20 protein-coding genes and 2 tRNA genes are annotated in these 20559 nt (G+C 61.5%); 10 read left to right on the plus strand and 12 right to left on the minus strand.

Translation table 11 applies throughout. The features are described from left to right. Nucleotides 1–78: 78 nt before the first annotated feature. Nucleotides 79–1446: an aspartate aminotransferase family protein gene (locus tag LCF59_RS07595; protein ID WP_292286854.1), complete on the minus strand. Its 1368-nt coding sequence runs from the start codon at nt 1444–1446 to the stop codon at nt 79–81. Between the two features lie 122 nt (nt 1447–1568). Here LCF59_RS07595 and LCF59_RS07600 point away from each other — a divergent pair, with 122 nt between their 5' ends. Beyond that, nucleotides 1569–2246: a GntR family transcriptional regulator gene (locus LCF59_RS07600; protein WP_292286855.1), complete on the plus strand. Its 678-nt coding sequence runs from the start codon at nt 1569–1571 to the stop codon at nt 2244–2246. Nucleotides 2247–2343: 97 nt separating this feature from the next. Further along, nucleotides 2344–3369, plus strand: coding sequence for a histone deacetylase family protein (locus LCF59_RS07605; protein WP_292286856.1), 1026 nt, complete (start codon nt 2344–2346; stop codon nt 3367–3369). Here the strand turns inward: LCF59_RS07605 and LCF59_RS07610 are convergent. Both LCF59_RS07610 and menC read right to left on the minus strand, forming a co-directional pair. Next, nucleotides 3366–4055 (minus strand): GNAT family N-acetyltransferase, encoded by a 690-nt coding sequence (locus tag LCF59_RS07610; RefSeq protein ID WP_292286857.1) that lies wholly within the window; start codon nt 4053–4055, stop codon nt 3366–3368. The genes LCF59_RS07605 and LCF59_RS07610 overlap by 4 nt on opposite strands. Continuing rightward, the gene (gene menC / locus LCF59_RS07615; RefSeq protein ID WP_292286858.1) at nt 4052–5167 is read right to left on the minus strand and encodes an o-succinylbenzoate synthase; all 1116 of its coding nucleotides are present in this window, start codon (nt 5165–5167) and stop codon (nt 4052–4054) included. The genes LCF59_RS07610 and menC overlap by 4 nt, the downstream gene beginning before the upstream one ends. A gap of 386 nt (nt 5168–5553) precedes the next feature. On the opposite strand from menC, the gene LCF59_RS07620 reads away from it, so the two are divergent. The 5 genes from LCF59_RS07620 to LCF59_RS07640 all read left to right on the plus strand — a co-directional run bounded on the left by LCF59_RS07620 (nt 5554) and on the right by LCF59_RS07640 (nt 13526). Further along, nucleotides 5554–6234 carry a Crp/Fnr family transcriptional regulator gene (locus tag LCF59_RS07620; RefSeq protein WP_292286859.1) on the plus strand — a complete coding sequence of 227 codons (681 nt, stop codon included), beginning with the start codon at nt 5554–5556 and terminating at the stop codon, nt 6232–6234. Between the two features lie 91 nt (nt 6235–6325). After that, nucleotides 6326–7042, plus strand: coding sequence for a Crp/Fnr family transcriptional regulator (locus LCF59_RS07625; protein WP_292286860.1), 717 nt, complete (start codon nt 6326–6328; stop codon nt 7040–7042). Then, entirely contained in the window at nt 7039–7890 is an 852-nt protein-coding gene (locus tag LCF59_RS07630; RefSeq protein ID WP_292286861.1) for an MBL fold metallo-hydrolase, read from the plus strand. Before LCF59_RS07625 ends, LCF59_RS07630 begins: the two co-directional genes overlap by 4 nt. Before the next feature lie 369 nt (nt 7891–8259). After that, nucleotides 8260–12045 carry an AAA family ATPase gene (locus tag LCF59_RS07635; RefSeq protein WP_292286862.1) on the plus strand — a complete coding sequence of 1262 codons (3786 nt, stop codon included), beginning with the start codon at nt 8260–8262 and terminating at the stop codon, nt 12043–12045. 20 nt (nt 12046–12065) lie between these two features. Next, nucleotides 12066–13526 (plus strand): hypothetical protein, encoded by a 1461-nt coding sequence (locus tag LCF59_RS07640; protein WP_292286863.1) that lies wholly within the window; start codon nt 12066–12068, stop codon nt 13524–13526. A 21-nt stretch (nt 13527–13547) separates the two neighbouring features. On the opposite strand, the gene LCF59_RS07645 is transcribed toward LCF59_RS07640, so the two are convergent. Next, nucleotides 13548–13624 (minus strand) — tRNA-His (locus tag LCF59_RS07645). 52 nt (nt 13625–13676) lie between these two features. Then, entirely contained in the window at nt 13677–13847 is a 171-nt protein-coding gene (locus LCF59_RS07650) for a hypothetical protein (RefSeq protein ID WP_292286864.1), read from the minus strand. A 152-nt stretch (nt 13848–13999) separates the two neighbouring features. On the opposite strand from LCF59_RS07650, the gene LCF59_RS07655 reads away from it, so the two are divergent. Continuing rightward, nucleotides 14000–14188 carry a DUF6324 family protein gene (locus tag LCF59_RS07655; protein ID WP_292286865.1) on the plus strand — a complete coding sequence of 63 codons (189 nt, stop codon included), beginning with the start codon at nt 14000–14002 and terminating at the stop codon, nt 14186–14188. A 12-nt stretch (nt 14189–14200) separates the two neighbouring features. On the opposite strand, the gene LCF59_RS07660 is transcribed toward LCF59_RS07655, so the two are convergent. The 7 genes from LCF59_RS07660 to rlmB form a co-directional block, all read right to left on the minus strand. Then, nucleotides 14201–14674 (minus strand): MmcB family DNA repair protein, encoded by a 474-nt coding sequence (locus LCF59_RS07660; RefSeq protein ID WP_292286866.1) that lies wholly within the window; start codon nt 14672–14674, stop codon nt 14201–14203. A gap of 266 nt (nt 14675–14940) precedes the next feature. Continuing rightward, nucleotides 14941–15264, minus strand: a complete 324-nt coding sequence (locus tag LCF59_RS07665; protein ID WP_292286867.1) for a hypothetical protein — start codon at nt 15262–15264, stop codon at nt 14941–14943. Between the two features lie 180 nt (nt 15265–15444). Continuing rightward, on the minus strand, nt 15445–15933 hold the full coding sequence (gene nusB, locus LCF59_RS07670) for a transcription antitermination factor NusB (RefSeq protein WP_292286868.1): 489 nt from the start codon (nt 15931–15933) through the stop codon (nt 15445–15447). After that, nucleotides 15930–16481: a 6,7-dimethyl-8-ribityllumazine synthase gene (locus tag LCF59_RS07675; RefSeq protein WP_292286869.1), complete on the minus strand. Its 552-nt coding sequence runs from the start codon at nt 16479–16481 to the stop codon at nt 15930–15932. Before LCF59_RS07675 ends, nusB begins: the two co-directional genes overlap by 4 nt. Next, the gene (gene ribB / locus LCF59_RS07680; RefSeq protein WP_292286870.1) at nt 16481–17608 is read right to left on the minus strand and encodes a 3,4-dihydroxy-2-butanone-4-phosphate synthase; all 1128 of its coding nucleotides are present in this window, start codon (nt 17606–17608) and stop codon (nt 16481–16483) included. Before ribB ends, LCF59_RS07675 begins: the two co-directional genes overlap by 1 nt. A 203-nt stretch (nt 17609–17811) precedes the next feature. Then, nucleotides 17812–18156, minus strand: a complete 345-nt coding sequence (locus tag LCF59_RS07685; RefSeq protein WP_292286871.1) for a hypothetical protein — start codon at nt 18154–18156, stop codon at nt 17812–17814. Between the two features lie 49 nt (nt 18157–18205). Next, entirely contained in the window at nt 18206–18985 is a 780-nt protein-coding gene (rlmB, locus tag LCF59_RS07690; protein ID WP_292286872.1) for a 23S rRNA (guanosine(2251)-2'-O)-methyltransferase RlmB, read from the minus strand. 119 nt (nt 18986–19104) lie between these two features. On the opposite strand from rlmB, the gene LCF59_RS07695 reads away from it, so the two are divergent. Both LCF59_RS07695 and LCF59_RS07700 read left to right on the plus strand, forming a co-directional pair. Then, nucleotides 19105–19188: transfer RNA gene (locus LCF59_RS07695), tRNA-Tyr, on the plus strand. A 90-nt stretch (nt 19189–19278) separates the two neighbouring features. Further along, nucleotides 19279–20544: a DUF4147 domain-containing protein gene (locus tag LCF59_RS07700; RefSeq protein WP_292286873.1), complete on the plus strand. Its 1266-nt coding sequence runs from the start codon at nt 19279–19281 to the stop codon at nt 20542–20544. The last annotated feature ends 15 nt before the right edge of the window (nt 20545–20559 follow it).

Genomic DNA, 20559 nt, shown 5'->3' on the forward strand with positions numbered 1-20559 from the left:
GCAAATTTATGCGGAGTTTTAAAATTAGGTGGTGCAGGGCGCCGGATCATTGCGAGCCGACGCATGACCCCGAGGGCATCAGGCAGCGATTTCGGCTGAGAATCCGTCAAGGCTGCGCTCAACCGAAGACAGGATATCGCGGACCTGATCCGAGGTGATGATGAGCGGCGGGCAGAAGGCCATCGCGTCCATCATGTTGCGCGAGATCAGGCCGTTTTCAAGGAAATGCGCGTTCAGCCCAGCGCCCAGCTTGCCGGGGGCGAAGTCGTCGGCGCGGCCTTCGGGGGCGATGATTTCCAGCGCCGCGATCAGGCCGACGCCACGTGCTTCGCCCACCATCGGGTGATCGGTGAATTTTCTCAAGCCCGCCTGCAATTCGGCCCCGCGTTCGGCGGCATTGGCCACCAGATCCCGTTCTTCGATGATCTTAAGGTTCTCCAGAGCCACCGCCGCCCCGACAGGATGCGCCCCACCGGTATACCCGTGACCCAGCACGCCGATGCGACCGGATTCGTCGGCGATGGGCGCATAGACCTCTCCAGTCATCATGAAGGCCGAGAACGGAAAATAAGAGGACGTGATCTGCTTGGACATGGTCATGATGTCGGGCTTGATGTTGTAGGTCTCGGATCCGAACATGTTGCCGGTGCGGCAAAAGCCGCAGATGACCTCGTCGGCGATCAGCAGGATGTCGTATTTGCCAAGCACAGCCTGGATCTTCTCCCAATAGGTAGCGGGCGGCACGACAACACCGCCTGCGCCCATCACCGGCTCTGCAATGAAGGCGGCGATGGTGTCGGGCCCTTCGGCCTGGATCATCGCGTCCAGATCCTCGGCACAGCGGGTGGCGAATTGTTCCTCGCTCTCATCCTCCTGCCCCTCGCGCCAGTAATGCGGACAGGTGGTGTGCAGGATGCCGTCAAGCGGCAGGTCAAAGGATCGGTGGTTGTTCGGCAGCCCGGTCATCGACGCCGAGGCGATGGTCACGCCATGATAGCCCCGGATGCGCGAGATCACCTTCTTCTTGTCCGGTTTGCCAAGGCTGTTGGACCGATACCAGAGCATCTTGAGGATCGTGTCATTCGCCTCCGACCCGGAATTGGTGAAAAACACCTTGCTCATCGGCACCGGCGCCATGCCGATCAGCTTTTCCGCCAGATCGATCGCCGGCCCGTGCGAGCGATGCGCGAAGTTGTGGTAATAGGGCAGCTTTTGCATCTGCGCCGCCGCCGCGTCGACAAGGCGGGTTTCATTGAACCCGACCGCGACCGACCACAGCCCCGCCATACCTTCGATGTACCGCTTTCCCTGGGTGTCGAAGACATGCACACCCTCGCCCCGATCCATGATCAGAGGGCCGTTTTCTTCATGCACACGGGCGTTGGTGTAGCCGTGGAAGTGGTAGGCGATGTCGCGGGCTTCGTCGGAATTGGGGCGCATATCCATGGGGCAGATCTTTCGCAAATGTCGGTGGCTCTTGTCCAACTGCTAACGGGTGACAGGGTGGCGTGGCAAGAAATTTTGATGCATCATACATTAAACTGCCCGGAATGGAGGCACCGCACAGCATGGAAACCATCGGACGGACCCCCTTGGGCGAACAGGTATATGACCGGATCGCCAAGGCGCTTCTGACCGGGCAGATGCGCCCGAATGACAAGCTTACCATTCGCGGTTTGGCCGATCGGCTTGGTGTGAGCAGCACGCCGGTGCGCGACGCGGTCAAGCAGCTGACACAGGAAAACGTGTTGGAGCATCGCTCTCCCAAGGACGTGCGCGTGCCGGTGATGTCGCAGGACACTTATCTCGAAATCCTCGAAATCCGCCTGTCGCTTGAAGGGCTGGCGGCCGAGCGCGCGGCGGAATATGCGACCGACGGGCAGATCCGCGAACTGCGCCGCCTGCTCGGCCGCAACGACCAAGCTATCGAGAAACGCCGCTGGGCCGATGCAACCGAAGGTAACCAGGAGTTTCACCTGACCCTGTGCGATCTGGCCGGAATGCCGACGCTTCAGAAAATCCTGCGCGGCTTGTGGTTGCGCATGGGGCCATTGGTGGCGGTTTATTACGACACGGAACCGGAGGGGTTGAACGCGCATCACCACATGGTGTTGCAGGCGCTCGAGGCACGCGATGGCCGCGCCGCGCGCCGGGCGATACGCGCTGACCTTTTGTCGGCCAAGCCTGAGATGCTCGCCCAGATCGCGGATTTGCGTGACCGGCTGTCCCCGGTAGAGGCAGCCTGATGAGCACGCCGGTGTCGCCATGTTTTGACGCCTCCGTCACCTCGGCGCGCGGCCACGGCGATGGAAAAAACGATCGGTTTCGAAAGGACCACCCTGCATGAAAGCCTATTTCGACCCGCGCCAACTGGGCCACAAACCCGAGGTTTACTATCGCGGCGGAGCGCCGATGCCACATCCCGAACAGCCGCAGCGCGCCATCCTGATCCGCGATATGCTGCTGGATAACGGCTTTCCGGTCGAGGCACCGTCGGATTTCGGGTTGGCCCCGATCAAGGCGGTGCATGATCCCGACTACGTCGATTTCTTCGTCCACGCCCATGACCGGTTCTTTGCCGAAGCCCCCGAAGGCGCGCTTGGTATCCCGACGCGCCATCCCGGTACGCGGCGCGGGCGCTGTCCCACCGACATCAACGGCGCAATGGGGTGGTGGATGACCGACACCTCCACACCGTTGACCGAAAACACCTATCAAGCGATCTACTGGTCAGCGCAAACCGCGATCTCGGCGGCGAAAGAGGTGATGGACGGAGCGCGCGCGTCTTACGGCCTCAGCCGCCCGCCCGGCCACCATGCCATGACCGATTGCGCAAATGGCTTTTGTTTCTATAATAATGCCGCCATAGCGGCGCATCACATGCGCGGGCGTTGGGACAAGGTCGCGCTGCTGGATGTGGATGTGCACACAGGCAACGGATCGATGGATATTCTCTATGACCGGGGCGATATCTTCTTCTGCTCGCTGCATCCCGATCCGGCGGTCTATCCGACCTTTTATCTCGGGTATGCCGACGAGACCGGTGAAGACGACGGGGCAGGCAAAACGCGCAACGAAGTTCTGAACATGGGAGATGGCGAACCAGAGGTGATGGCCGCGCTCGACCGGGGCATCGCCGCCATTCAGGACTTCGGAGCAGAGGCGCTGGTGATCTCCCTGGGCTTCGACATGGCCGCGGACGACCCGTTGGCGGCGGTCAATGTCTATCCCGGCGGCTTTGCCGAAATGGCGCGCCGGATCGCAGCGATGAACCTGCCGACGGTGCTGATCCAGGAAGGTGGCTACCTTGGCCCGTCGCTCAGGACAAATGCCGAAGCGTTCCTGACCACGTTCCGGGACAGTCTCTAAGCCGCGCCGCGCGCCAGCAGATAGGTGTTCTTCGCGCGGTCAAAGCCCGCGATGTGCAGCCCGTCCGCAAAGGCCCCCTCTAACGCGTCGCGGACGCGCAGACGTTCGGATTGCGCTGTTGTCAGATCATCATGCACCAGCGCTGCGAAATCCGGCGGGATCTGTACCAGCCGGTCAATGAAAACATCGGGGTTGGCGGCTCGGGTCAGATCCCATTCCGCCAAGAGCCGGTCCGAGGCCACGCCCGCGTTGATCCCCTCCATCGGGCCATAGTGATCGCGGTAATAGGTCCGGGCGGTGGCGCCAAGCCGGGCGATGTTGAGCACCGCGTTGGCCCGGCGGATCGGGTCGTAGGTCCAGCGCACTTCGGTGATCCCGCGCGCAAGGCACCAGTGCTTCTGATAAAGCTTCATCCGCAGGCCAAGCCCGCGCCCCTGCCAGTCGGGATGCACGCCCAGACGGTGAGAATGCTGCGCCTTGGGATCGCGTGTCGGAAACCCGAAGACAAACCCGATCATCAGGTCGTCGGCAAAGGCCCCGGCGACCAGCCCGCCTTCGTGTTGGATTGCCAGCAGAATGTCGGAATTGTCGGGCGGATCATCCCTGCCCCAGACCAGACGCTGAAACCGTTCGGCCTCTTTCAGCTCGGCCAGCGACGTCAGATCGCGCAACACAGGGTCCGTCATGCCCGCCAGACCTCGACCACCTCGGAGACAGTGTCGAGGTAGTCGTAATCCAGCGTCGCGCCGCAACCGGCGCCTTCGGGCACCGCCATCAAACCGTCCACCGCCTCAAGCGGTTCATTTATGATATCGCGTTCAAAGTACCGGCTGGCGCTGGATGTGTCGCCGGGTTTGGTGAAATTCGGCATGGTCGCAAGATGGATGTTATGCGCCCGTCCCACCCCGCTTTCGAGCATCCCGCCGCACCAGACGGGCACCCCGAAAGCCGCGCAGACGTCATGGATCGCCCGCGCCTCGGCAAAGCCGCCAACCCGGCCCACCTTGATGTTGATGACGCGGGCGGCGCCCAGTGACAGCGCGATGCGTGCATCCTTGGCCGTACGAATGCTTTCGTCCAGACAGATCGCGGTCTCCAGCGCCGCCTGCACCTGCGCATGGTCGAGAATGTCGTCAAAGGCCAGCGGCTGTTCGATATAATCAAGGCCGAACCTGTCCATCCTGCGCAGCATCGGCAGGTCCTGGAGCGCATAATCGGTGTTGGCGTCCACGGTCAGCTTGATGTCCGGGAACCGCGCCCGCACCCCGGCGAGCAGGTCAAGATCATGCCCGTTCCTGATCTTCAGCTTGATGCGGCGATAGCCTTGCTCCAACGCCTCTGCGATCCGGGTGCAGGTCTCCTCCAGCGGCGCGATCCCGAGGCTGACCCCGACCTCGACCCGGTCACGCGCCCCGCCCAAAAGGCGGCACAACGGCTGGTCCATCGATCTTGCCCATAGGTCCCAGACCGCCATTTCAACCACGGCCTTGGCCATGCGGTTGCCCCGCCAGGGTGCCAGCACCGGGGCAATATCGGCTGGGGCCGCGATCTTTTGCCCAACCAGCTTGGGCAACACCGCACCGCGCAGCAGGTCCAGCGCCCCGGCGGTCGTCTCTTCAAGATAATCCGGCAGGGGATCCATGACGCCCTCTGCCATCCCCTCGACCCCGTCGGCCCGCAGAACAAGAAGCGGAAACGCCTTGTGCGTCATCGTCCCGGTGGAAATCACGAACGGCGTCAGCAGCGGCAAATGCACCATGCGCAGTTCGGCCATGTCGATCCGGATCGGCTGTGTCATGGGGCCGTGTTACGCGACGGGACAGGTTGGGGCAATCGTCAGAGGTCTTGTGGACATCCCGAACCATGATTTTGGCGGCACAGGACCACGCAGCGCCGTTCGGGTCCCTTGATCGGCGTGAAGGTCGTCGCTGGCTCTGTCAGCGCGCCGACACTCCAGGGGCGGGCGACGGTCCGTCCGAACCGGGAAAGTGGACACCACGGTCCCGAACGGCCACCAACGTTCAGAAAAGCTTGAGCTGTCAGGGAAATCGCTTGGCCCGACCGGGTGCGTCTGGCACTAATTCCGAAGGATTTCGACAGGGACGCTTCCGCGGGGTGCCCCCCCCGATCATCGATGCGCCGGAATGGGTCTGACGACGAACCAAGCTGAACGGAGTGACCGAAGTGACGGTACACCCAAGTATCAAGCTCCCACGCACCGGTTTGCTCCGGCATGCACCTGTGCGTGTGCTGGAGGGGCTGGACCGGCTGGCCGTTCCGGTCGCGCTTGAGGCCGAAGCCATTTTATTCGAACAGGGTGACGACGGTGATGCGTTATTCGCCCTGGACGCCGGGACGCTTGAGGTCAGCGTGCAATCGGCAGACGGGCGAAAACTGACCCTCGACGTCGTGCAGCCGGGCAATCTGATCGGTGAAATCGCCCTGTTCGATCCCGGCGTGCGCACAGCAACCGTGATGGCCCTCGAACCGTGCCGGCTCTTGTCGGTCTCGCGCGGCGATTTGATACCGGCCATCCTGGGGGATCCCCAGCTTGGCCTTGATATCACGGCCCTGGCGGCACGGCGAATGCGCCTTTTGACCGAGCAGCTTCATCAACAAGCCTTCCTGCGGTTGCCGGAACGGCTGGCCCGGAAAATCCTGCATCTGACATCGCAACAAGACGATATCGGAGAGCTGACCATCGGCCAGGAAGAACTGGCCGATTTTTCCGGCGCGTCCCGCGAAGCCGTGTCCAAGACCCTCTCCAAGTGGCGCCAATTCGGCGTGATCGAAATCCGCCGCCAAAAGATCATCATTCTGGATCGGGACAAGCTCCGGAGCCTCGGCGGCGCAGACATTATTTGACCCGTCTGTGGCGCAGGTCACAGACAGCCTTTCCATGACATGACACCCCGCGTGCAGTGGTATTTGACCCATTCTGATGGTGGCGGATGTTATGACGTTACATGAAGGTTTGAATTATCTGGGCCTGTGCGGCGCGCTTGTGTACCTCGTGTCCTATTTCCTCTTGCAGGCCGGTTATATCGGCGGAAACTCGAAACCCTATATCTCTTTGAACGTCGTCGCAGCCACGTTGGTCCTGTTGAGCCTGTACGCCTCGTTCAATGCCGCGTCAGCCATCATTCAAACAAGCTGGATCCTGATATCGCTGTTCGGCGCGTTGCGCATGTACCTGATGCATCGGCGCATCCGCTTTACCGAAGAAGAACAGGATTTCGTGGACAGGCAATTGTCCGAGCTTCCGCGTCACCTTGCTCGCAAGGTCCTGGATATCGGCATCTGGATCGACGGTCCGCGCGGCGCCGAACTGACACGGCAGGGCGTCGCCAACGGCCGGCTGATCTACCTCAAGGACGGGCTGGCCGAGGTGATCGTGAATGCCAAACAGGTCGCGACCTGTCGCCCCGGCAGCTTTGTTGGAGAGATGACCGTGCTGAGCAACGAACCCGCCACGGCAACGGTACGACTGACCACCAATGCCCGTTTGTTCAGCATTGATTGCGAGGCAATGCGCGCCCTTGCCCGCAACGAGGCAAGCGTTGCGTCGGTCATTCAGACCAGTTTTTCCCACGACATGCGGCTCAAGCTACAGGCCACCAGCCAACATGTAGGGATACGAACGCTGACAGCCAACGAGCAGGTACAGCCGTGACCCACAAGAGCGATCCAGTCATCGACAATCCGGCGTCCGATCTCAGTGTCACGCTTTGGGGCGTGCACGGATCGGTCCCGAAACCAAGCCTCGAAACATCCCGTTTCGGCTGTGCGACGTCTTGTTACGAAATCACGAATGATGTCCAAAGCCTGATTTGCGACGCCGGAACGGGTCTGGTCGGTCTTGGGCAAAAGCTGGTGCAGGACAATGTAAAAGATATCGAGATCGTCTTTTCGCATTATCACATCGACCATGTGCTGGGGTTTCCGTTTTTTGCCCCACTTTATGTTCCCGGAATGCGCGTGCATGTCTATGCATCGCAAGAAATCCTTGGCCGCAGTCCGGGAAAAATGATGAAACGCCTCTTTGCGCAGCCGTTTTTCCCGATGGGTCTGGATGCCATCAAGGCCGAGCTGACCTGCCACGATCTTTCGACCCGGAAAACGCGGCTCCTGTGTGGCGCAACGGTGGAATGCCTGCCGCTTTGCCATCCGGGTGGCAATGCAGCGCTCCGGGTTCAGTGGAACGGAAAGACCATCATCTATTCCGGAGACTTTGCCCACGGCGATGCCGCCACGGACGCAAAACTGAAGAGCTGGTTCGACAATGCCGATCTCGGGCTGGTCGAATGCACCTTCACGCCCGAGACCTATGACAAAGGCCACAGCTTTGGCCACACCCATTGGGAAGCCGCGGGCGCGCTGGCCGGCGCGGCCAGGACCTGGGTGGGCGTGCATCATCACCACCTGGCCGACGATCACGATCTGGCGACCGTGGACGCCCGACTGCGCGCCCTTCACGCCAACGGACAACTTGGCCGCGACGGCCAGACGATCTGGCTCTGAACGGATCAACAAATAATTGCTTTTGTGACGCAGTTCACAGACGCTGTTCCCAGTTGATGACATTGATTGTTCACCCAGCGTCAAGCGGTGGGGAAGATGAATTGAAAGAGGGTTTCGCGTGGCGGCCGTTCGCGATGTGGGGGTCTTGTCCTTCACGATTTCTGGTCAAGACCGTCGCAAAGTGACGTGTTTTCCTTCGTGCTCTTGTTTGCCCGAACCGTCGGTCCTGTTTCATTCGTTTTCATTTCTCCCTGTGAGGGTCGTTGTGAGTGCGACCCTCACATTTTCCGGGGATCAGTGTCCTTACCAGTCATCTGCACGGTACCTGACTGCTCCGTCAGCGCCGGAACGATCGAGGAGACAGCCCATATGACCAGGCTCTTGATCGAAGAGTTCATCCCCGAGGATCGAAGGACATCGCCGCCCCCCGGTGTCACGCAAGAGCAGGTCAACGGCACTGCCGTTTTCGTGGATGTCGTGGGGTTTACCCGACTGACCGAAGACCTGGTCGAAACAAAAGGCCGCAAGCTTGGCGCGGAACTGATCTATGATCAGCTTCAGACCCTCTTTGCCCATACGCTGGCAACATCGCAGTCCCATGGCGGCACCGCCGTGGCGTTTGCCGGCGACGCGGTCACTCTCTTTTTCGATGCCGACCGGCTTGGCGGTTCCGGCGCAGCGGCACATCGCGCGGCGCAGGTTGCACAATTGCTGGCGCGGGCGCCCGACAACCCGTTGCGCATCAGCCTTTCGTCGGGGCGGTTCCTGCGCAAAATGACCGGTGATGCTGATCTGGGCAGGCTTGACCTGTTTGCAGGCGAGGCCGCGCAAGAACTTGCGGCGCTCGATACGATGTCGCCGCGGCCGGCGATCGTCATTTGCGCCGAAACCAAGCAGAGGATCGCCGCGATCGGCGGCATCACGGTCGCACTGCCGCTCAACCGCGGGTCATCCATCGTCCATCTTCCCGATATCGAACCGCAGAGGGCCACAAGGATCACCAAAGTCGCGCTGTCCGACGCGCTCGAATGGGTGCCCTTGCCGCTGCGTGGCCTGGCCTATGCGCTTTGCACCGCCGGGTCCGACAAGGCGCAAGGCGGCCTGGAGGCCGCAGCCCAGATTCGCACTGTGGTCGCGGTGTTTGTCCATATCCGAGGTCTGGATGTGTCCCACCCCGAGGACGAAACACGGCTTGAAACGATCATTGAACGAATTCAGAGCCTGATCACCCATCAGGGCGGGACGGTCCTGGGATTGAACACGGATGAAAAAGGCAGCTACCTGTCTGCCGTTTTCGGCGCGCCCGTCGCCCATGAAAACGACGTGCTCCGCGCGGTGCTGGCCGCAGACACGATCGCGCGCGCGGCGGCGAAAACCGGTGTCGATGTCGGGATCGGCATCTTTCGCGGCTCCGCCCTGTCGGGCGTTTTCACCGCACCCGGACGCGCCCGCTACGACGTCACCGGCACGCCGATGTCTCACGCCGCGCGGCTCATGGTGGCCGCTGCGCCGAACGAGGTCCTTGTCGGCGACCGGATAGCAGCCGAATTGTCCGAAAAATTCGTCTTCGCCACATGCAAGGCGGCCTCTGCAAAACGGTTGGTTAAAGCCACCGGCGCGTCTGTCACTAAACCGCATGTGGCCGGAACCCGGCTTGTCGACCGGTCGACGGAAAAGCACGAAATACTGTCCACGCTGGCCAAGGGACCGGGATCGAAAGTGGTGATCGAAGCGTTGCCCGGCATCGGCAAATCGGCCCTGCTTGAGCATGTGCGCGCAACCGATACACGCGCGGACACGCTATGGCTCAGCGGCGGCGGCGAAGAGATTTCGCGCGATCTGGCCTATCATGCCTGGCGTCAGATCGCCTCCTACATCCTTGGCCTGACACCTCTGCACCTGACGGATGACGCGAAAGCCGTGATGTCCTGGCTGGCCTACGGTCAAGGCGATCTACCGTCGTCCGTCACCGCGGTCACCGGCCCGGAGCGCGGTTCCGTCATCGCCAGCCAGGTCACCGAGGTGCTGGCCGCAGTTGCCGCAACCAGACCCGTTGCGCTGAGTTTCGATGACACCCACTGGATGGACACACCCTCGCTCACGCTCTTGCACGGGGTGGTTAAAACCGGCGCGCCCGTCGCGCTGTTGATCGCCAAGCGACCGGACCCGCCCGCCACGATGGAAGCGGCGATGCTGTTCAGCGCGCCCGATGTAAAGACGATTTCACTGCAACCGCTGTCGGACAAAGGGGTGATCAACATCGTCTGCGCCGCCCTCGGGGCAAAGAGCCTCGGGTCGGATCTCGAAAGGCTCATTGTCGAGAAATCCGGCGGCTCTCCCTTGTTTGCCGGACAGATCGGGCGCGCCTTGAAGGAACAGGGCTATGTGAGGGTCGAAGGCACGCATTGTCTTGTCGCGCCGGGAAAGAAGGGTCTGGATCGGATCGACTTCCTTGAAACAGTCGAGGCTGCGATCCTCGCGCGTCTGGATACATTGAAGGACAGAACCAAACGTGTGGCGGTTGCCGCATCGGTTCATGGCCGCAGCTTCAGCCGCCAGGCCGTTGAAATCGCCCTCGGCGTTGAAATGCCCCCCGATGTCGTTGCCGAAGAACTTCGGACGCTCCAGCACGAAGGCTACATCGCGGCGATCAACCAGGACGCGGACCGCGAATTCCGGTTCAGCCACGCGCTTGTGCAGGACGCGATCGGCGATAGCATGCCCTTCACTGCCCGCTGCGATATCAATCGCCGCCTGTCCGAGTGGTGGGGCACCTTTTCCAGCCCCGAGGCGATCCAGCGCCGCGCCCGCCACCTGACGCTGAGCCTGCCACCGGACGAGCGCGATCCGGAAATTCTGGAGCCTGCGATCGAGGCGCTCGAGGCGGCAGCACATCAGGCTGCAAACGAATCCGCCAATCTCGAAGCAAGCCAATTCCACGAGCAGGCAATCGGCTTTGCCGACCGTCTTCCCGATAGCGTCATGACACGACGCAAGCGTCTGCACCTTCTGGCGTCGCGGGCCTATTCGCTGTCGTTGTTCCGCGGATATGGCGACCCGACAGTCGAAGAGGCCTACAAGGCCGCTCTGGAACTTTCGGACAAGGTGGACAAACAGGAAGACCTGGTCTTCACCCTTTACGGTCTGTTTTCCTTCTACGCCTCGCGCGGCGACTACGCCGACAGCGCCCCCATTCTTGGCCGCATCAAGGCCCTGGCAATTGACAGTAAATTACAGAAATTACAGATGCTTGCCCATCAAACGGACGCGATTCAACGGATCCTGACGGGCGATATCGCAACCGGCACGGCGCTGGCACGGCAATCCATCGACGAGGCGACGGCGCTGGGCGATGGCATTCTGTTTTCACAGGCCGGCGCAGGAGACTGGCGGGTCTACTCGGGCAGTTGGGAGGCATTGGGCCACGCCATTCAAGGCGACTGGCACGGCGCGCGGCGCGCGCATGCAACCGCGCTGACGCTGGGCGACTCGGATCATTTCGCGCGTGACTTTGTCTGCGGCTTTGCGCCCCTGCCCGTTCTCGCTGCGGCGCCGAACGCCGCCCTGTCCTATGCCGAGGCGCTCGTCACGGATGCCGACCGGCGGGGGTTCCCGCTGTTTTCCATCATCGGGCGGATCTACCTTGGATGGGCGGCCGCGAAACTGGGCCACACCGATGATCGGGTAGAGACATTCCTGCACGGTCAGCTTCAGATTTCGCAGGCAATGAAGCTCGACAGCTTCAACCCGTATTTCCTGACACTGGCCGCCGAGGCGCATCTTGCCATCAATGACGTTCCGCTTGCACGCGAAAAGATCACCGAGGCGCACGCAACTGTCTCCAAATGCGGGACCAGTGTGTTCTTGCCAGAGGTTCTCAGAGCCGAGGCACAGGTCCAACACGCCGAGGGCGCGCCGGCCCGCAAGACACGCGCGACACTTGACCAAGCCATAAAAACCGCCCTGGACAAAGGCGCAGTGCATTTTGCGTATCTGGCCGCCCACCAGGCCCGTCAGCTCGGGATCGGCAGAACGACGGTCCCCGTCGAGGCGCTCGCAGACCGCATGCGCCAAACCACGGAGGCTGTCGATTTCGATGGTCCCCTGTCGAGCCTCCGGGCCCGGCACGACACGGCGGCCACGTCGGACGCCTGACCAAAAAGGATGGACCGAGGATGACAACCAAGATGACGCCAGACGACGATCTGGCCCATTACAATCTCCACCCCGTCATTCATGATGATCCGAAGCGTGGCAGCGTCATACCCGACCTGCCCGATAGCTGGATCAGCCACGCCTTGGTGAACCCCTACCGCGACGAGCCTGTCCGCGCGGTCCGGACCATCTGCGTTCACAGCAAGCAGCGCATGTACCACACCTCCTGCGGTGTCGATGAAACCGCGTTCCGGTTGTTCTTCGACCAAAGCAACCTGTACCTGTTCCCCGACGACCAGACCACCCCGCCGATCGGACCGATCAGCATGGGTCATCCCGTGCCCGGGCGGGACATGTTCTCGGCCCATGGGCTTCTGAGCCAGGGGGCGGGCTATCTCTATAATCAACCCGTTGATTTCTTTCTGGGCTATTCTCCCCAGGCCAACGGCTACAGCCATACAGATCATCCTGACGACATGAAAACCTGCAATTGGGTGTGGGGGCGCAAGGCGGCCTCGGATCATCTGCTGCCGCTGCGCTGGTTCTTCACGAACGCCAACAATCCCTGCGCGATCCCCTATCTCGGCCTGTTCGCGCTTGCGACGTTCGAAACCTTCACCGCCGGTACCGATCCCGATCAACTGGATGGGGCCGCAGATCGCTGTCTGCGCGCGGATCCCCCATCAGCCGCGCTCGGTTCGGCGCTGCGCCAGGCAACGACCAGCGCAGAGATCCACGCCGCCATTTGCGACACCTTGCCTGACCGGCCGGAGTTCTGGAAGGGCGCCACAGGCCTGCCCGGCCAGATCATCACCGGATTGCACGCCCCGGAGACCGGCACGAAAGAGCCGGAATGGCAAAATCGCATGAAAATGACCGGTTTCACGTATCAGACAGCGTGGCACGACCCGTCAGAAAAGCTGGGCGATCCGGCAATGCCGCTTCGGGTGTACTACGAATGGCCCGATACCGGCGTAGAAGATGCGCATATGCTGACCCATCTGTCCCTCGATCAAAGCGCATGGGACGATGCCGATCACATGAACATCTACCTCGACGCAGATGGCAACGACACGTTCATACTGTACCGATCCGGCGACCCCGGTTTCCTGGGCCACGGCAAGAACGGGATCGTCAAATACGATTGGGCCGCGCAAGACCACGGAACGGCCAGGGCGACGCTGAAAGACAATCCGCTTATCTGCCCCGGAGAGAATCTGAACATCACGACCTTGCCCAACGGCGACCGTCATTTCTGGGTCTGGTATACACCCGGAAACAAGGGCGTCCTGTTCATGGAAATCCCGCAGAAGGCCGATGTGCTCCTGGTTTTGACGGACTACTACACCTACGATATGGCCCCGCCCGCCTTTCCCGATGGCTGGCACAAGGAGCCGCCTCAAAGGCCGTCCGCCGACCATGGGGGTCGGACTTCAGGGCATGGCGCCCTCGCCCCTCCGGGCCTGCATCAGGCAGGATAGCGGGTTGCGAAATTTCCGGGATGGTACCGACACCCCGGCTCGAACGGGGGACCTCTTGATCCACAATCAAGCGCTCTAACCTACTGAGCTATGTCGGCACTGCCCGGCGAAATAACGGCACGGTCCGGCCAATGCAAGACCCAACTCGCCCTAGAGCGTCACTTCCCCGAACTGTTCCGCCAGATCAAACCCGAAGCTGCACATGGCCGTTGCGGCCGTGCCGACCCAGCCGGATGTGCGGTACAAGGCACAGGTCACCGCGCGGCTTTCGTGGGGCCAGTGCCGAATCGCCCAGTACCCTGCGTCCGGCGCAAAATCCATGCAGCCCGCCCCTCCAGGGGGTGATCTGCGGATTGATATGCCCCGCAGCGAAACCCTTCACCTGATGCCGCAATCGCACGGTGGGCAACTTGCAAAAGATCCGCGCCGGGTCTATCTGCATGGCCTTGTAGCGGACTTTCCGGAGCACGATCATGGGCATAAACAGCGAACGCGACATCGAAGCCAACCTCCAGATCGGACCCACCGATCAGGGCATGGTGCGCCTTTTCGTCCTTGCCGACGGGATAGAAATCCCGATGGATTTCTCTCCCGAAGAGGCGGACGAGATCGCCGAGGAAATCAAGCTCGCCGCCAAAGGGGCGCGCAAGCTCAAAGGCTGATCCGCGCTGCGGCTATCTGGTTCGTCCCGCTTCGGGATCGCGCAGCGCCTGCAACCGCCGCGCGGCGTGAAAGGCGAATTTGCGGATCAACACGTTTCGCCGCGCCGCAGGCAGTTTGTTCTCTGCGGGTATGCGCAAGATTTCCGCGTCGTAGCCATCCGCGATGATCAGTCCGGTTTCGATTGGCAAAAGGTCCGTCGGAAAATCGAGATCGACCGCCCAGAAGAACCGATCACACCACGGCAGATATCCTTCCCACTTGGTGTCAGACTGAAAATCCGCGCGCGAGGATTTGCACTCCACAATCCATATTTCACCTTTCGGGCCAAGAGCCATCACATCCACGCGCAAGCCCCGGTCCGGCACAAATTCTTCGATCACCGAAAAGCCATGGCTGGCAAGGTGGCGGCACACCCCCCGCGCCAGCACCTGACCTGGTTGCAGGCCAAGGCCATGCGTGGCGTTCGGATCGAATGCGGAATTCATGGAGGAAAGTGTTGAACAAAGTATGAACAAATATCAAGCCCGGCGCGAAAAAGAACGATGCGACCCCCTTGTCCGCCCCGCTGTCCCAGCTTACCTAATGGTTAGGCGGGCTTCTGCCCTTCTCGTGTAAGGTTGCATTCCGGTGGCCTTAAGCAATTCCGAGGGAGTTGGCTCTGGCCGGGCCGTGGTCCGGTTACCTGACGCCCACCTGTACATACAGGTCCTCGGGAATGAGATAACCTCACGGTTGGTGTGGTTCCCGCCGCTTAATCTCTTGAAAAGAAACGTTGAGACTTGCGCGATTCGTATGCTTCAACCCGCAAGGGGATCAGGCGGAGCGGGCGACCGCGATGGTCATCATCATCCTCGTCATCGGCCATCAACATGATCGAAATGCCGAACTGCACACCGGCGAAAACGATTCCGTTGAATAGCCAAAGCAGGAGCACAGCCAACGGTCCGACATCGGTATGCGTGACCAGATGCCAGAGATTGACGACATTGAAGTAAAGCAGCAGCGCAACGAAAACAGCTGACAGGACAAAGCCGATGATGCTCTGACGGATATACATCTTGATAAGATCGGGCATGGCATTCCCCTTTTCGAATATGTAGGTAATGCGTCTCGCACAGATTTCAAACCACGTCCTCCGCCCAGCACGGCAACCGGCAACTTTGTGCCACGTCACCAAAGCTATCGAACAGCGATGACACGGCGTCCTGGCTGAAACCACTGCGGGACAACGGGACCCAAGCGCATTTGTGGCGGATCAAAAGGCGTCGGGTCGTGCCTGCCGCGCCATGTGATCCAGAACGGCATTGACGAATTGCGGTTCCTTGCCGTCCGGAAAGAAGGCACGCGCCACATCCAGATATTCGTTGATGATCACCTTGGGTGGCGTCTCCGTCGCGACCAATTCGGCCCCAGCCGCGCGGAACAAGGCCCGGAGTGTCGGATCGATCCGCGCGATGGGCCATTTCGCGACCAATCCGCGGTCGGTCATCTGGTCGATTCTTGCCTGCCAGTTCACCGCCTCGTCGGTGATCCGGCGAAAAAGATCGACATCCCCTTCCGCCATATCCTCACCCTCGACCTGGGCAAGCCCGAACCGGTGATCCATGAACTCGGCCGCCACCCGGTCGACGGACTGGCCGGAATGTTCCATCTGGAACAACGCCTGCACGGCATAGAGCCGCGATGCGGATCTCATCTGGCGTTTCTCGTCCACCTTTCGGCGCGGCTTTGCAGCGTGGTTCATGCGATATTCGGGTCCTTGGCATTCCCAGCGATCTGGTGCTCATCCGTGCGCGGGACGAACCCCACACCCTTGCGTGAAGCGCCCCACTTACGGCTGAGCGCGACCAGGTGCAAGGCCGCTGCCGCAGCCCCGCCACCCTTGTTCTGCCCGTCCATGTCCGCCCGCACGTCGGCCTGTCCCATGTTTTCAACGGTCAGGATGCCATTGCCGATACACAGGCCCTGCAATCCCAATAGCATAAGCCCCCGGGAACTGTCATTGCAGACGGTTTCGTAATGTGTCGTCTCTCCCCGTATGATACAGCCAAGCGCAACGTAACCGTCGAAATTCGACATCCGCTCGGCAATTCCGACCGCCGTGGGAATCTCCAATGCGCCCGGCACTTCGACAAGGTCATATGTGCCGCCACATGCCTCGATCTCGGCCCGCGCACCGGCGACCAACTGGTCCGCGATGGCCTTGTAGTAGGGGGCAACCATTATCAAAAGCTTAACGGGACGGTCGAAGCTCGGCCGCTCCGGTGTGTAATGCTCTTCCGATGTTGCCATTATCCCAACTCCGAAATCTTCTGAGTTCCAATGATTTCAAGACCATAGGCCTCGAGTCCGACAACTTTCGGCGTCGGCGAATTTGTCAGCAGCCGCAATTTCGACAATCCAAGCGACGACAGGATCTGCGCGCCAAGCCCGTATTGCCGCAAGGTCTTGGGCGACACCTCGTCGCCCGTCTCCATCTTCATCGACGTGTCGCGCAACAAGACCACGGCGCCGCGCCCCTCATCGGCCACGGCCTGCATCGCGTGTTTGAATTCATCCGCCCGCCCGATCGGTCCGCTGCCCACGATGTCGAGCATCGGGTCCATCGCATGCATGCGTACCAGAACCGGATCCTCCCCCGACAAATCGCCCTTGGTCAGGACGATATGTTCATCGCCATGGGTCTCGTCGGTGTATATGCGCATGTTCCACGCCCCCCCGAATTCCGAGGTGATCGTCTCTTCCTGTTGCACGCGCACCAGGTTGTCGTTGCGGCGGCGATAGCCGATCAAATCGCTGATCGTCCCGATCTTGAGGTTATGCCGCTGCGCGAAGGCCACCAGTTCCGGCAGGCGCGACATTGTCCCGTCCTCGTTCATGATCTCGCAGATCACACCCGACGGGTTCAACCCGGCAAGCCGGCTCACATCCACCGCGGCCTCGGTATGCCCGGCCCGGACCAGCACGCCGCCGGACTTGGCCCGCAGCGGGAACACATGCCCCGGCGTCGCGATATCCTGCGCCCCCTTGGTGCCATCGATGGCCACCGCAACGGTGCGCGCACGATCCCCCGCCGATATACCGGTCGTTACCCCTTCGCGTGCCTCGATCGAGATGGTGAACGCGGTTTCATGCCGGGACGAATTGTTCGTCGACATCAACTCAAGCCCAAGCTCTTCGACGCGCGTCGGCGTCATCGCGAGACAGATCAGCCCGCGACCGTGCTTTGCCATGAAGTTGATGGCATCCGGCGTCGCCCATTGCGCGGGAATCACCAGGTCGCCCTCGTTCTCGCGATCCTCGTGATCGACAAGGACGAACATCTTTCCGTTTCGCGCGTCCTCGATGATCTCCTCGACCGAGGAAATCGCGTCCGCCCAGTTTTCCTCGGACTGTCCGGGATTTTCGAATGTGGTCACAAGACGCCTCCGATATTTCACTCGGGGATGTAAATCACGTCACTGCAATTGACCAGTGCGACGTGCCGTACAGCCGAACCGTACGACGACGACCACCCACCGGTACAAAAGCAGGGCATTCTTTGCCCCTTCGACCCCAAAGCGGTGGATCGCCGACGATCCAGGTGGCGAATCGTACGGTCTGTCCGCGCCTGTTGTACAGGTCAGTCGAAAATGTCCTCCAGCACATCAAAGGCTTCCTCGAAAAACCTTTTGGTCAGCGTCTTGCGCCGTTTCTTCTTTTTCTTCTTGCGCGAAAACCCGGACTCTCTCTCCCACACTGGCAGCGGCGTGACAGACCCCTTTTTCTGCCGTCCCCTGGCCCCATGACCCGCCGCCTTCCTTGTCGGCGCAGATGTGTCCACCGCGTCCGACCGCAACATCTTCATGTCGTGCAACGGCGCGCCACAGGCCGAACAGCTCAACTCGTGGCGGTCTTTTCCCTGTAGAACCAGAGCCTTGCGTGTTCCGCAGTAGCAGCAGGTGGCGATCTTCGTTCCGCGCGGCATGATATCTCCTTTATGTGGGATATTGGCGCGCACCCCGCGAACCGCAAGTTCAGCCGCGTGCGGCGTAAAGCGCCACAGCCGCCGCGTTCGACACGTTGAGCGACCCGAACGCCCGCAGGAACGGGATTTTTACCAGCCCGTCGCACGTGTCCTTCGTCTTGAGTCGCAGTCCCGGCCCCTCGGCCCCCAGCACAAGCGCGATCGGCCTGTCGCGCACCGGCTCGATCGCCTCTTCAAGCGTCTTATCCGCCTCGCCATCCAGCCCGAAGATCACGTAACCCATTGACCTCAAACGCTCCATCGCATCCGCGAGGTTGCGCTCCCGCAGGTAGGGTTGCCGTTCCAGCGCACCTGATGCGGTCTTGGCCAAAGCCCCGGTTTCCGGCGCGGAATGATGCAACGTGCCCACCACGGCCGATGCCCCGAAAACTTCGGCAGACCGCAGAATCGCGCCGACGTTATGCGGGTCCGTCACCCGATCGAGCATCACGACGCGCGGGGGGCCATCAGGCCCGGCAAGCGCCACGTCCTCCAGCCGCCCCCAGTTGAGCGGCTTGACCTCGAGCGCCGCACCCTGATGCACGGATTGCGGATCAAGCGGCGCCGCGAAATTGCGCGGGTCACTCATTTCGGCTTCGATTCCGGCGACCTCGATGGCCTCGGCCAGCTTGTCCATCGCGTTGCGCGTCACAATCAGCCGAAGCCTTTCGCGCTGTGGATTGACAAGTGCATCACGCACCGCGTGCAAGCCGAAAAGCCAGACGGTTTCCGCCGCAGCAGCCTTCCTGGACTGTTCTTTGGCCACGACCCATTTCGGTTTCTTGACCATCACAGCCCCCGTATTTCCTGTCGAATTGTACTTGGCGCTTGATGGGATTTTCCTGTTGACGCCGCAAGGGGCGAATTGTAGTCACGCGCTCATGCCGAGGGCAGGTCCCGTGGCGCAGTGGGCGACAGGCCGCAAGGTGTGGCAGGGGACTGTAACTCCCTCGCGGAGACGCACGCTAGGTTCGATTCCTAGGTCGCCCACCACTTTCTTCCGCAAAACAAATCTTCACAAGTTGAGTGAACGTCACGGCAGAAGTATTTGACACAACTGCATGTCTGGCGCTCTATACCGGCATGACCCAAGCCCCGGATCTGCGCGGCACGGCCCGCCGACTGTTTGACGCCGCCATCACGGCGGCAGATCCGGCGCAGGCGGTCAAACGTGGGTTTGCCACGGCGCCGCTCCCGCCCCCAAAGCCGGGGGGCCGCACGTTCCTGATCGCCATAGGCAAAGCGGCACCAGCCATGCTGGAAGCGGCGCTCAAGGCCATACCAGATGCCCATGCCGCTGTCGCAGTGACCCATCACGAAAACACGGCAAGCTTGCATGGCGCGGAGATCTGGCGCGCAGGACACCCTGTGCCAGACGATGCAGGGGCGCAGGCGGCGCGTCATGTGACGGGGCTCTTGTCCGAGGCAAAGGAGGCAGACCGTGTTGTTGCCTTGATCTCGGGCGGCGGATCCGCGCTTTTGCCGGCGCCGCCCGTAGGCGTTAGCCTTGGCGAAAAGGCGCGCCTGAACGATCTGCTCCTGTCGGCCGGGCTGGACATCGTGAAGATGAACCTTGTCCGCCAACAGGTCAGCCGGCTCAAGGGCGGCGGATTCCTGCGCCTGGCCGCCCCTGCGCCGGTCCACGCCTACCTTCTGTCGGATGTCATCGGCGACGACCTGCGCGCCATTGCCTCCGGCCCCACGGCCCGGTCAATCGGCACTGCAAAAGACGCGATCAGCATATTGAAAAACAACGGGATTTGGGATGCAACGCCACCATCGATCCAATCCCACCTCCAGAAGGCGCAGACGGTCCCAATCCGCCATGCGCCTGACGCGACAAACACGCTGGTGGGATCGAATCGCATGTCCCTCGACGCGATGATGCAAGCAGCGCAAGATCTGGAGCTGAACGCGAAGATCGTGTCTGACAGGCTTACCGGAGACGTGAGCGATGCGGCCAGAGCGGTCCTGTCTGAGCTGACACCCAAGTCCGAAACAACCGCCCTGCTGTTTGGTGGCGAGACCACGGTCAGGCTCAGCGGCTCAGGCCGGGGCGGGCGCAACCAGGAACTCGCGCTGCGCGTGGCCGCGGGCGCGCCAGAGACCCTGACGAACTGGGCGTTCCTGTCCGGCGGCACCGATGGGCGCGACGGGCCCACGGATGCGGCGGGCGGTTTGGTGGATGCGGGCACGCTGCCCCGAATCGCGGCGGCGGGCAAAGATGCGCAGGCCCTGCTTTTTGACAACGACAGCTATACCGCGCTCGCGGCGAGTGGTGATCTGCTGATGACAGGGGCGACAGGCACCAATGTCGCCGATGTCCAGGTCTTGCTGATCGCCCCCTGACAGCCGGCAGCCCGA

This window comes from Marivita sp. (genome assembly GCF_020055675.1).
In the GTDB taxonomy this organism is placed as follows: Bacteria; Pseudomonadota; Alphaproteobacteria; order Rhodobacterales; family Rhodobacteraceae; genus Marivita.